General features: G+C 66.3%; 14 protein-coding genes. 5 read left to right on the forward strand and 9 right to left on the reverse strand.

Annotated features, from left to right (window positions below):
• The 6 genes from asnB to HUJ28_00605 all read right to left on the reverse strand — a co-directional run bounded on the left by asnB (position 1) and on the right by HUJ28_00605 (position 7,185).
• Entirely contained in the window at positions 1-2,013 is a 2,013-nt protein-coding gene (asnB, locus tag HUJ28_00580; GenBank protein ID MBD3617957.1) for an asparagine synthase (glutamine-hydrolyzing), read from the reverse strand.
• A 40-nt stretch (positions 2,014-2,053) separates the two neighbouring features.
• Positions 2,054-3,133 carry an aspartate carbamoyltransferase gene (locus tag HUJ28_00585; GenBank protein MBD3617958.1) on the reverse strand — a complete coding sequence of 360 codons (1,080 nt, stop codon included), beginning with the start codon at positions 3,131-3,133 and terminating at the stop codon, positions 2,054-2,056.
• Positions 3,134-3,250: 117 nt separating this feature from the next.
• Positions 3,251-4,693 (reverse strand): sodium:solute symporter family protein, encoded by a 1,443-nt coding sequence (locus HUJ28_00590; protein MBD3617959.1) that lies wholly within the window; start codon positions 4,691-4,693, stop codon positions 3,251-3,253.
• An 18-nt stretch (positions 4,694-4,711) separates the two neighbouring features.
• A complete protein-coding gene (locus tag HUJ28_00595) occupies positions 4,712-5,470 on the reverse strand; it encodes a cysteine hydrolase (GenBank protein MBD3617960.1) in 759 nt (252 codons plus the stop codon).
• A gap of 6 nt (positions 5,471-5,476) precedes the next feature.
• Positions 5,477-6,730 carry a Zn-dependent hydrolase gene (locus HUJ28_00600; GenBank protein ID MBD3617961.1) on the reverse strand — a complete coding sequence of 418 codons (1,254 nt, stop codon included), beginning with the start codon at positions 6,728-6,730 and terminating at the stop codon, positions 5,477-5,479.
• Positions 6,727-7,185, reverse strand: a complete 459-nt coding sequence (locus tag HUJ28_00605; protein MBD3617962.1) for a fibronectin type III domain-containing protein — start codon at positions 7,183-7,185, stop codon at positions 6,727-6,729. Before HUJ28_00605 ends, HUJ28_00600 begins: the two co-directional genes overlap by 4 nt.
• A 194-nt stretch (positions 7,186-7,379) precedes the next feature.
• On the opposite strand from HUJ28_00605, the gene HUJ28_00610 reads away from it, so the two are divergent.
• Positions 7,380-7,583, forward strand: coding sequence for a hypothetical protein (locus tag HUJ28_00610; protein ID MBD3617963.1), 204 nt, complete (start codon positions 7,380-7,382; stop codon positions 7,581-7,583).
• A gap of 126 nt (positions 7,584-7,709) precedes the next feature.
• Here HUJ28_00610 and HUJ28_00615 read toward each other — a convergent pair whose 3' ends face one another.
• A complete protein-coding gene (locus HUJ28_00615) occupies positions 7,710-8,129 on the reverse strand; it encodes an HIT domain-containing protein (GenBank protein MBD3617964.1) in 420 nt (139 codons plus the stop codon).
• 17 nt (positions 8,130-8,146) lie between these two features.
• Positions 8,147-8,479, reverse strand: a complete 333-nt coding sequence (locus HUJ28_00620; protein MBD3617965.1) for a hypothetical protein — start codon at positions 8,477-8,479, stop codon at positions 8,147-8,149.
• Positions 8,480-8,577: 98 nt separating this feature from the next.
• Here HUJ28_00620 and HUJ28_00625 point away from each other — a divergent pair, with 98 nt between their 5' ends.
• The gene (locus HUJ28_00625; GenBank protein ID MBD3617966.1) at positions 8,578-8,859 is read left to right on the forward strand and encodes a pyrimidine/purine nucleoside phosphorylase; all 282 of its coding nucleotides are present in this window, start codon (positions 8,578-8,580) and stop codon (positions 8,857-8,859) included.
• Between the two features lie 30 nt (positions 8,860-8,889).
• Here the strand turns inward: HUJ28_00625 and HUJ28_00630 are convergent, their stop codons facing one another.
• On the reverse strand, positions 8,890-9,150 hold the full coding sequence (locus HUJ28_00630; protein ID MBD3617967.1) for a hypothetical protein: 261 nt from the start codon (positions 9,148-9,150) through the stop codon (positions 8,890-8,892).
• A gap of 152 nt (positions 9,151-9,302) precedes the next feature.
• Here HUJ28_00630 and HUJ28_00635 point away from each other — a divergent pair, with 152 nt between their 5' ends.
• The 3 genes from HUJ28_00635 to HUJ28_00645 are packed head-to-tail and all read left to right on the forward strand — an operon-like array spanning position 9,303 to position 10,657.
• A complete protein-coding gene (locus HUJ28_00635) occupies positions 9,303-9,692 on the forward strand; it encodes a hypothetical protein (GenBank protein MBD3617968.1) in 390 nt (129 codons plus the stop codon).
• A 31-nt stretch (positions 9,693-9,723) separates the two neighbouring features.
• Complete coding sequence (locus HUJ28_00640) at positions 9,724-10,272, forward strand: lipocalin family protein (protein MBD3617969.1); 549 nt, start codon at positions 9,724-9,726, stop codon at positions 10,270-10,272.
• Between the two features lie 49 nt (positions 10,273-10,321).
• Positions 10,322-10,657, forward strand: coding sequence for a hypothetical protein (locus tag HUJ28_00645; GenBank protein ID MBD3617970.1), 336 nt, complete (start codon positions 10,322-10,324; stop codon positions 10,655-10,657).
• Positions 10,658-10,770 lie beyond the last annotated feature (113 nt).

Raw genomic sequence — 10,770 nt, forward strand, 5'->3', positions numbered from 1 at the left:
CTAGGCCGCCCAGCCAAGCTGCTTTGCCTTCTCGCGCGCCTGGCGCGGCACGTCGGTGGCGACAAAGTGTTCGTGCAGGATCTGCACGGAGAGCATGTGGTTGATCACGGCGTCGAGCTGCACCTGGGTGGCGGCAGGCGTGTCGTCGGACTCGTGGATCGCGAACAGCTGCTTCACGCCATCGACGTCGAGCAGGCCGGCATCCCTGATGGCGCCGTCGGACAGGTGTTCGTCGGCCAGCGCCTTCATCGCCGCCCACTTCTTCGGATCGGTATGCGCGGGCGGGGCCATGAAGGCGAACTTCTGGCGCTCGTACAGCACCTTGGGCAGGATGCCGCGCATGGCCTCGCGCAGCACGTACTTCTCGGTGCGTCCCTTGATGCGCAGGGTGGGCGGGATCTGCGTGGCGAACTCGGCCAGGTGATGGTCGAGGAAGGGCGGGCGCGCCTCCATGGAATTGGCCATGTCCACGCGGTCGCCGCCCCAGGTGAGGATCTGGCCTTCGAGCATGGTCTTGATCCAGACGTACTGCGCCTTGTCCAGCGGGTGGCGACCCTCGAGCATGTCGCCATCCAGCGCCTCGGCAATCGCGGTGCCGGGCTCGTAGCCTGTCAGCCCGCGCGCCATGTCGCGGTTCAGCAGGCCCGGCACGTGTGTGGCCGAGGCCAGCCAGGGCTGCAGGCAGCTCGGGGTGAAGCCCACCAGCTTGTCGAGTTCGCGGTCGTGCACCTCGTCCTCGGCGAGCATCGCGCCCTTGAAGAGCTTGTTGCCCTCGGCGAGCATCGCCTCCCACTCGGCGCGTTCGGCCGGCGACAGCGTGTCCATGCCGTGCAGGAACATGTCGCGGCGGAACGCGGGGTAACCGGCGAAGAGCTCGTCCGAGCCCTCGCCCGTCACCACCACGCGGTAGTCGGCCTGGTTCACGTGGCGGCTCATCAGGAGCTTCGCCACGCCCAGCGTGTTGTAGATGGAGCGCTCGGTGTGCCAGAGCGTCTCCTTCAGGTTGTCGTAGAGGTGATCGGCCTTGAGCATCATCACGTCCTGGTCCGCACCCACCGACTCGGCCATCTCGCGGGCGATGGCGGTCTCGTCGTAGTCGGCGTCGTCGAAGCCGATGGTGAAGGCCTTCACCGGCGACTGCTGGGAGGCGGCGGCCATGCCCAGGGTGGAGCAGGAGTCGATGCCGCCCGAGAGATAGCAGGCCACGGGCACGTCGGCCTCCAGGCGCAGCTGCACGGCCTCGAGCAGCTTCTCGCGCACGCCCTCGACGTAGTAGTCCTCGTGCTTCTCGTTCACGCGTTCGGACAGCAGCGGGAAGTCCATGTCCCAGTACTTCTCGTCGACGATCCTGAATTTGCCGTGATGGCGTTCGATGGTGACGATGTGGCCGGGCTTGACCTGGTGTACGCCCTCGAAGGCGGTGCTGCCCGGCACGATGGTCTGCATCAGCTGGTGATACAACCCCTGCGAACTGAACTTGCGTGGCACCTCCGGGTGCGCGAACAGGACCTTGAGTTCGGAGCCGAACACGAGGGTGCCGTTCACCTCGGTGTAGTACAGCGGCTTCACGCCGAAGCGGTCGCGCACCAGGTGCAGGCGGTCCTTCTTCTTGTCGTACAGGGCGAAGGCGAACTCGCCGCGCAGGTCCTTCATCGCCTCTTCCATGCCGCGTTCGGGATAGAGGTGCAGGATCAGTTCCGAGTCGGACTTGGACCTGAAGCGTGCACCGCGCAGCGTCATCTCCGCGCGCAGGCGCTTGTAGTCATAGACCTCGCCGTTCATGGTCAGCATCAGGTTACCGTCCTGCGCGAGGAAGGGCTGGCGTCCGCGGTCCTGGTCCAGGTCGATGATGGTGAGCCGTGCGTGCGCGAAGCCCAGGCCGCGGTCGTCCATCACGTGATAGCCGAAGCCGTCCGGGCCGCGGTGGTGCTGGATGGCCGCCATGGCCACCAGCGTTTCCGGGTCGACGGGTTTGGACGGGTCGGCATGAATGTAACCGGCTATTCCACACATAGGTTTTTCGTTTCCCGTATTCGGTGAATGAGTGTCTGGATTACTCGGGCGCGTCCATCACGCGATGCACGCGCTGGGTGATGGAGGTGAGCAGCGCCATACGCACGAACACGGCACCGCGCGCCTGCGCGAAGTACCAGTTGTGCGGCGTGTCGTCGAGATCCGTGGAGAGTTCGTCGCCGCGCGCCAGCGGGTGCATGATGATGGCGCCCTTCTTCAGCGGCGAGTTGCGGTCCAGCCGCAGGTTTTCACCCAGGCGCTCGAAGCTGTCGCCCACCCAGGCGATGGAGTTGATGTACACCACGTCGAAGCTCGGCAGCAGGCCGTCGAGGCTGCGCGCGGTGCGGATGTTGAGGCCCCTGGCCTTCAGCGCCTCGCGCTGGCCCTCGAGGAACATCTCGTCGGTGTCGCCGATCACCACCACCTCCTCGAAGGCCTGCGAGAAGGTGGAGAGGAAGATCAGCAGGCTGCGTACCGTGCGCATGCGCGCCGGCACGCCGATGATGCCGATGCGGGCGCGGTGTTCGGGCGCCACCTCGTCCTGGCTGAGCTCCGGGCGCCACTTGAAGATGGTGTACATGTCGGCCAGGGCCTGGGTCGGATGCTCGTCGATGCCGTTGCCGGCATTGATGATGGGGATGCGCAGGGCCTCCAGCAGCTGGTAGGGCGATTCCTCGTCGCGGTCGCGCAGCACCACCACGTCGCCATAGTTGTTGAACATCTCGGCCACGTCCGACAGCGACTCGCCCTTGGCGATGCCGGTGGTGGCCGGGTCGGTGATGGACATGATGTCGCCGCCCAGGCGATGCCAGGCACTCTCGAAGGAGAGCCGCGTGCGCGTGCTCGGCTCGTAGAAGGCGCTGATGAGGATCTTGCCCACCAGCGGCGGGTGCATCAGCGCCGGGGTGGTCTCGTACAGCGCGGCCAGACGACAGAGCTGGCGCAGGTGGTCGCGGTCGAACTGCTGCGCCGAGATGATCGGCCGGTTGGCCAGATCGATCAGCACCTCCGGGTCCTCGGTGATGCAGTCGAGCAGCCCGGTGGGGCGCTCGATGCCGACCGTCCACTGGCGGGCCTCGATGGGCTTTTCCAGCAGCGGGTGCAGTTTTTTCCTTACCATAGTCGTCCCTTTCGGCGGTCGTTGATCCAGAAGGCGATGAGGATGAAGGGGCTCAGCGCGGTCGCGGCCACGGCGAGCGTGACGATGACGGCGAGTGCCGTGGTGCTGATGGTCATGTCAGCGGGCCTCCCTCGGTGCGGTGGTGGCCAGGCGTTGCCAGTCGAAGCTGGCCGGCGTGAGCAGGCTGCCGGCGAGTACGACCAGCATCGACACCAGGCCGGAGAGCAGCGCGGCGACGTAGAAGCCGATGGTGAAGAAACCGATCAGGCCGGCAGTGGTGCCGGCGATCATGGCCAGCGTCGCCACCAGCTGGTTGTTGCGCCGGCTGTACAGGCCCATGGCGATGGGCCAGATGGTGCTGGCGACGAAGGCGCCCGTGAAGTGCAGCAGCGAGCCCAGCGTGCCGATGCGCGGCAGGCACAGCAGCCAGGTGATCAGGCCCAGGCCGAGCACGATCCAGCGGGCGGCACGGTGCAGCTCGGCATCGCTGGCGTCCCGACGCAGGTGGCCGCGGTAGATGTCCTGCAGTACCAGGTCGGAGGTGGCGGCGAGCAGGGAGTCGAGGCTGGAGGCCAGCGCCGAGAACACCACGATGAACACCAGCACCGCGCCGGCGTAGCCCAGCAGTTCGCCCGCCACCTTCGGCCCCACCATGTCGGCCGCCGCCACGTTGATGCCGAGCGAGGGCACGGCCAGGGCGACGAAGCCGGCGACGATGGGGATGGGCATCCACATCAGGCCGGAGATGAGGTAGGCGCGAAAGCCCACCCCCTCGCGAAAGGCGAAGGCGCGGCTCCACCACACGTTGGAGTGGAAGATCTCGCCGATGCCGAACAGCAGGTTGTTGAACAGGAACATGAGCGCCGCCGGCATCAGCGGGTTCAGAAGCTCCGGGCGTTCGGCGAGCACGTCGGCGTGCATCTGCTCGAAGCCGATGGCGTCGATGGCCATCACCGCGATCACGGCCACGCCGAGCAGGATGATGATGGTCTGGATGAAGTCGGTGCCGATGACCGCTCGCAGGCCGCCGAGCAGGGTGTAGGCCATGCACACGGCGAGGATCACGCTCATGCCGATGCGGTAGTCGATACCGGTGAGCGTGTGGATGAGGATGCCGCCCGCCATGCCCAGGCTGATCAGCCATCCAATCGCATAGAACAGCGAGATGACGAGGAACACACGCCAGGCCCACACGCCGTAGCGCAGGCGGATGAAGTCGCCGCTGGTGAAGCCGTTGGGCATGAGCTGCTTGATGCGCCGCGCCAGCGGGGCGAACAGGATCAGTCCCACCGAGCCCAGCGAGTAGCCGAACATGCCCCACACGCCCATCTGGAAGGCGAGCTGCGGGGCGACCATGGTGGTGTTGCTGGTCACCCAGGTAGCCATGGCCGTGGCGGTGCCGAGCGCGAGCCCCACGCGGCGCCCGGCCAGCATGTAACCCTCCAGCCCCTTCGCCTTGCGGCCGAGGAACCAGCCGAGCCACACCCACAGGACGCTGAACAGGGCGAGGATCAGCCAGCCCGTGCCGGGGGTGAGGATGGCGCTGTTGACGCTGTTCATCGACGGGTTTCCTGGTCGCTATGCCGGGACGCTGTCCTGGGCCTCTTCGGTGACGACCTTGCAGATCTCGTTCACCGCCTGCTCGGTGCTGAACACGCGCGCGTAGCGGTCCTTCATGGTCTGGATGGTGGCGCTCTGCAGCGTGGGCGTCACCGTGGCGCAGCCGTCCTCGATGAGGGTGACGTAAAAGCCGAGATCGCAGGCGTCGCGGATCGCGGTGGACACGCACTCGTTGCTGTACACGCCGACCACGAACAGGCCGGTGATCTCCAGGTTGCGCAGGATGTACTCGAGGTTGGAGGCGTTGAACACGCCGCTGGCCGTCTTGTTGATGACGATCTCGTCGTCCATGGGCGCGACCTCCGGGAGGAACTCGGCCTCCTTGGAGCCGGGCGCGGCGTGCAGGTTGAGGCGCTTGTGCCCGGGACTGCGGTCGCGGCCGTCGCGGGTGAGCGACTGGATACGGGTGTGGATCACCTCCAGGCCGCGTTCGCGGAAGGCGTCCTGCAGGCGGCGCACGTTGGGCAGCACCGTGTGTTCCAGGCGGTCGAAGTAATACTGCTGTGCCTCCTTCGGCACGCCGGACTTTTCCGCATCGGCGAACACGCCATAGCCCGGGGCGGCATCCAGGTACTGCAGGTCGATGCACAGCAGGGCGGTGTGATGCTCCTGCAGCGACTCGACGACGGCCGGCGATTCGGTGAGCGCCTCGCGATAGGTCTCGCGCAGCGGGTCGACGTTGAGAAATTGCGGGTCGAGTTTCTGTTCTTCGGTCATGTAGGCTCAGCTCGCGAGTCGGTAGAGGGTGTTGAGCGCCACGTTGGCGCCCGTTTCGATGTCTTCCCAGGCGGACCACTCGGCCGGCGAGTGGCTGCGCCCGTCCTTGCTCGGGATGAAGATCATGCCGGCCCGCGTGAGGCGCGCCATGAACTGGGTGTCGTGGGCCGCGCCGCTCGGCATCGGGTGGGCGCGTACTTCCATGCCCTCGGCCACCTGGCTGATGGTGGCCATCACGCCCGGGTCGCACTTCACCGGCTCGATGTCGCTCAGCACGTCGAACTCGAACATGAGGTCGCGGCGGCGCGCGATGGCCGAGAGGGTGCGGCGGAAGCCGTTGGCCAGGCGGTTGAGCACCTCGGGGTCGGTGTCGCGCACCTCGATGATGAAGTCGGCCTGGCCCGGCACCACGTTGGCCGCACCCGGCTTGAGCTCCACGCGGCCGATGGTGGCCACGCTGTTGGCGCTGCCCTCCTCCTCCAGGATGCGCGGCAGCTCGCCGGCGAGTTCCGCCACGCCGAGGAAGGCGTCGCGGCGCATGTTCATGGGGGTGGTGCCGGCGTGGTTGGCCGCGCCGATCAGGCGCACGTCCCACTTGCGCACGCCGGCGATGCCCTCGACCACGCCGATGGGAATGCCCATGCGGTCCAGCACCGGGCCCTGCTCGATGTGCAGTTCGAGGAAGGCATGCAGGCTGTCCGGGTTGCGGCGCGCGCGCAGCATGTCCATGGCGTTGAGGCCGCGCGCCCGCATGGCGTCGATCAGGGTCTCGCCGTCCACCGCGCGGGCGTTGTAGATGTCCTCGGGCGAGAGCTGCCCCGACATGGCCTGCGAGCCCGGCATGCCGCCGAAGCGCCCCTCCTCGTCGGTGAAGGACACCGCCTCCAGCGGATGGCGGATCGGCAGGTCCAGCTCCTTGATGCGGCGCACGCACTCCAGCGCCACCAGCACGCCCAGCGCGCCGTCCAGGTGGCCGGCGCCCGGCACGCTGTCCAGGTGCGAGCCCATCATCACCGAGGGCGTCTGGTGGTCGTAGCGGTAGCGCGCGTGGATGTTGGCCGCGCCGTCCTCGTACACCTCCAGCCCCGCCTCCCGGATGCGCTCCTTGAACCAGGCGCGGGCCTCCCAGTCGGCATCGGTGAAGGCCATGCGGTAGATGCCATGGTCCTCGCGCCGGCCGATGCCGGCGAGGGTGTCGATCTCCTGTTGCAGGCGATCGAAATTGACTTCGAGACGGGGGGTGTCGGTGGCAGTGCTCATAGGCCCTCGGGACGGGATCGGGTGAGTGTCTCGCCGCGCAGGATCAGCACCAGCGTGGCGAGGAAGACGATGGCGCCGAGCAGCAGAAAGGTCAGCGCGCGGGAGAGGGGGTGATGGCGCACCTCGACGTGCACGGCCTCGCTCCAGGGCGAGGGGCCGGCCTCGTGCAGGGCGCGGATGCGGTAGTAGTAGTCGCCGTCCGGCTGGCCGCTGCGCAGCGTGGCCAGGTCCGCGCCCTGGTAGAGCACGCGCGCATCGGCAAAGTCCGCCCGCGTGGCCTCTTCGAGCAGGAAGCGCCCGGCCTCGCCCTGCCAGCTCAGCCGGTAGTAGCCCGCCGTGGCCACCGCGCTGTCGCTCTCGAGCCGGGGCGCCTGCGCGCCCGCCAGCCCGGGCAGGAGCAGCAGCAACGCCAGCAACAGCGCGGCCGGCACGCGGGCCGGATTGGTCGGCTTGATCGCGATGGGAAACCCCGCATCCGTGAATTAGTTTTGTACAATAACAGTTTGCTGGAAACCGTTCAAACGCAGGCCGGCCCGCAAAGTGGTGGTGCCGGCGACACATCAGTTATAGTTCGGCCGCCGACAATCGTCAGGCGCCGGTCTGCGGGCCGGCGACCGCACAGGCCTTATAGACAGAGAAGGGGTGAGGAATGAAACGCTACGGAATCCGCGTCACGCTGCCCGCGGGCGACACCATGCGCGCCGCGCACCTGCTGGGCGACGACTTCGAGTCCTACCGCTGGTTCGATACCGCCGAAAAACGCGATGCCGCCTACGAGATCATGGCCAAGCAGCTCTACAACTACCGCAAGGGCGACGTGGTCACGCAGGTGCTGGAGAAGGTGGAGGGCTGAGCCGTCCGGGTTGCAAGCCGCGTAGGAGCGCCGCAAGGCGCGATCAGGGGTGGCACGTCGCCCGGGTCTTTGCATCGCGCCTTGCACCCAGAGGGCATAAACAGCGCTCCTACGAATCTTGCGAGTTCACGCCCTGCAAAACCCTTCCCCGAGTGCCTCCGTCATCGCCTTGCGCCGTTCTTCCAGCGTGATCCCGTCATAGGCCTTTGCCGGCACCTGCCCCCAGACGGGCCTGGGCCAGGCGGGGTCGTCCTGGTAGCGGGCGATGTAGTGGATGTGCAGCTGCGGCACCATGTTGCCCAGGGCGCCGATGTTGAGCTTGTCGGGCTGGAAAAGCTCGACGATGGCGCGTGACAGCTCGGTGGATTCGCGCAGCCACTGCTGCTGGTCGGCCTCGGTGAGCTGGTAGATCTCGCGCGCGCCCTCGCGGTCGGGCACGAGGATGAACCAGGGGTAGTTGGCGTCGTTCATCAGCAGCACCCGGCACAGCGGGAAGCGCCCGATCTCGATGCAGTCCTTTGCCAGCTGGGGGTGGAGTTCGGCCATGGTCTCGTCTCGCGGTGTCAGTTCAGCGCGGGAAGATACAGGGCCCAGAGCAGCAGGGGAACCAGGGCCAGGGTGGCGGCCGCGGGGATGAGGATCAGGGCCCAGGCGGTGCCCTTCACGCCGCGCCACATCAGGTAGGCGCCGATCACCGAGGGGAAGACGAACAGCATGCCCCAGGGAAAGGTCAGCAGCGCGAGGCGGGTGAGCATGGGCAGGGGCTGGCCCTCCGGGAAGAACGCGCGCGGAAACTCGACGAGTATCCAGGCGAGCCCGATCCAGGCGCCTGCCAGCACCGCCACGAACAGGACGGCGGTGGTCTTTTCCAGGCTGGTCGGCTGTTGTGCGGTCATCTCCCCTCCTCCAGGCATATCGATCGGGTGGGGCCTGCTTCCGGGCCGGGCGCGAGTTGGTAGAATAGCCGACTTTCCAACCCACCGGGGCAATCCACATGTTCAAGGTAAACGAGTACTTCGACGGCAAGGTCAAGTCCATCGCCTTCACCGCCGAGGGCGGTCCGGCCACCATCGGCGTGATGGCCACGGGCGAATACGAGTTCGGCACCAGCCAGATCGAGCACATGAAGCTGGTGAGCGGCAAGATGGCGGTGCAGCTGCCGGGCGACAGCGAGTGGCGCGACATCCCGGTGAACGGCACCTTCATCGTGCCGGCGGACGCCAGGTTCGGCGTGCGCATCACCGAAGAGGCCTCCTACCTCTGCCTTTACAAATGAGTTTCGCGGGGCGCCGCCCGGCGCCCCGCCTCAGGCAAGCCCGAGCAGCCAGGCCCCCAGGTAGGCCAGGCTGGAAAGCCCCAGCAGCGCACCCCAGAAGGCCATCCACAGCTCCCGGCGCCTGAGGCCGAAGACCAGGAAGCCGATCCCCAGCAGCAGGCCGTAGATGGCCGTGCCCACCAGGATCCCGTGGCTGCCGGCAAAGGCCGTCTCGGCCGGGTCCGCCCCCTCCAGATAGCGCATCGCCCCTCCCATGTCGTCGCGCCGGCCCCTGCCGGCATGCTGCAGCACCGATCAAAACACAGATTCGCGCCAGACCCCAAACCGCCCCCGGTTTCGCATCGGGCTGGTTTCGAATCGCGCGGGGTTTCCTGCTAACCTTCTGACATCACGCATCCATCACCAGAGGCCCACCCATGGCGCAGGACCAGAGCACCCCCGAGATGAACCCGAGCGAGCTCTACCTCGAAGAGCTCTTCACCGACCGCAAGATCGGCACCATCCGCCGCCTCACCCCCGTCAACGGCAAGGGCGAGACCGACGGCACCCGCCCCGTCGTCTACCTGGGCGAGGCCCAGCTCATATCCTCCGCCGGCCCGCTGCCGCTCAACTTCGAGATCCCGGCCGCCTCGCTGGAAGAGGCCGCGAAGAAGTTCGCCACCGAGGCCGAAAAGGCCATCGAGCGCACCATGCGCCAGCTCGAGGAGATGCGCCGCGAGGCCGCCTCCGGCCTGGTCCTGCCCGGCCAGGGTGGGGGTATGGGTGGCGGCGGCATGGGCGGCCCTGGAGGCATGGGTGGTGGCATGGGCGGCGGCGGTATCCAGCTCCCCTGATCCCGCACCCGTCCGGAACGGAGTCCACTGGATGAAACACCCCCTGCTCACCCTGCTCGCCGCGGCCGTGCTCCTCGCCGGCTGCGGCAGCCCCGTCCGCGAGGCGGACGCCCCCGCCACCGTCGACCACGTCGACCTAGCGCGCTATACCGGCACCTGGCACGAGATCGCCAGGATCCCCAACCGCTTCCAGGCCCAGTGCGTGGCCGACACCACCGCCACCTACAGCCTGCGCGAGGACGGCCGCATCGACGTGCTCAACCGCTGCCAGGTCGAGGGCGGCGAGTACGACGAGGCCCAGGGCATCGCCCGTATCGTCGATACCGACACCAACGCCAGACTCCAGGTCAGCTTCGTCAGCTTCCTCGGCCGTCAGTGGTTCTGGGGCGATTACTGGATCATCGGGCTCGCCGAGGACTACTCCTGGGTGGTGATCGGACACCCGGAGCGGACATATGGGTGGGTACTGGCGCGGGAGCGTGACCTGGGGGATGAAGCGATGGGGCGGATCAACGAGATATTGGCTGCGAACGGTTATGAGCTGGAGGAGTTTGTGGAGAGCTCTAAGCGGGCGCCTTGAGCAGAAGCCGTGGTCAATCCCCAATTGTCCCGATTAGGCGTTTGAACTCATGAAGCTGATACACAAAGTCTTGGCGCCGATGGCGTCCCTGAAGATTCAGGAGAGGTATGTCATTGATGGAACCAAGGAAGAATATCTTCTTCCGGAAGAATTGCTGAACTCAGCCAAGAATATTCTCTTTGAACAAAAGGGAATCGTTCTAGAGGAAAACGAGATACTGAGTGATCTAAAGAAAGCTATCCGTGCCATTGAAATTCCTGACGAAATTACCGGCGACGAGCTGGTCCGTAACTACGAGCCGTGGAGGCGGATCAGGGAATTGTCGAAAGACTATCTGGTGAAGGACGGATTCGATCTGGAGGGATGGGAGAGGAATGAGTTGTGAGTCGAATAGGGTTTGAAAATAAATCCGTCTCATTTTTCGCTAATTATCCTGGTGTGTGCGTAAGCTTCCCCGTCAAGTAGACAACCCAAAAGTAGAATCACTTGCCTGCTTGA

The sequence above is a fragment of the Chromatiales bacterium genome, assembly GCA_014762505.1.
Classification (GTDB): domain Bacteria; phylum Pseudomonadota; class Gammaproteobacteria; order SpSt-1174; family SpSt-1174; genus SpSt-1174.

What these genes read in the sequence shown, in the direction of transcription:
- asnB (MBD3617957.1), bottom strand. Translation starts at nt 2,013, where the DNA reads ATGTGTGGAATAGCCGGTTACATTCATGCCGACCCGTCCAAACCCGTC.
- HUJ28_00585 (MBD3617958.1), bottom strand. Translation starts at nt 3,133, where the DNA reads ATGGTAAGGAAAAAACTGCACCCGCTGCTGGAAAAGCCCATCGAGGCC.
- HUJ28_00590 (MBD3617959.1), bottom strand. Translation starts at nt 4,693, where the DNA reads ATGAACAGCGTCAACAGCGCCATCCTCACCCCCGGCACGGGCTGGCTG.
- HUJ28_00595 (MBD3617960.1), bottom strand. Translation starts at nt 5,470, where the DNA reads ATGACCGAAGAACAGAAACTCGACCCGCAATTTCTCAACGTCGACCCG.
- HUJ28_00600 (MBD3617961.1), bottom strand. Translation starts at nt 6,730, where the DNA reads ATGAGCACTGCCACCGACACCCCCCGTCTCGAAGTCAATTTCGATCGC.
- HUJ28_00610 (MBD3617963.1), top strand. Translation starts at nt 7,380, where the DNA reads ATGAAACGCTACGGAATCCGCGTCACGCTGCCCGCGGGCGACACCATG.
- HUJ28_00615 (MBD3617964.1), bottom strand. Translation starts at nt 8,129, where the DNA reads ATGGCCGAACTCCACCCCCAGCTGGCAAAGGACTGCATCGAGATCGGG.
- HUJ28_00620 (MBD3617965.1), bottom strand. Translation starts at nt 8,479, where the DNA reads ATGACCGCACAACAGCCGACCAGCCTGGAAAAGACCACCGCCGTCCTG.
- HUJ28_00625 (MBD3617966.1), top strand. Translation starts at nt 8,578, where the DNA reads ATGTTCAAGGTAAACGAGTACTTCGACGGCAAGGTCAAGTCCATCGCC.
- HUJ28_00635 (MBD3617968.1), top strand. Translation starts at nt 9,303, where the DNA reads ATGAACCCGAGCGAGCTCTACCTCGAAGAGCTCTTCACCGACCGCAAG.
- HUJ28_00640 (MBD3617969.1), top strand. Translation starts at nt 9,724, where the DNA reads ATGAAACACCCCCTGCTCACCCTGCTCGCCGCGGCCGTGCTCCTCGCC.
- HUJ28_00645 (MBD3617970.1), top strand. Translation starts at nt 10,322, where the DNA reads ATGAAGCTGATACACAAAGTCTTGGCGCCGATGGCGTCCCTGAAGATT.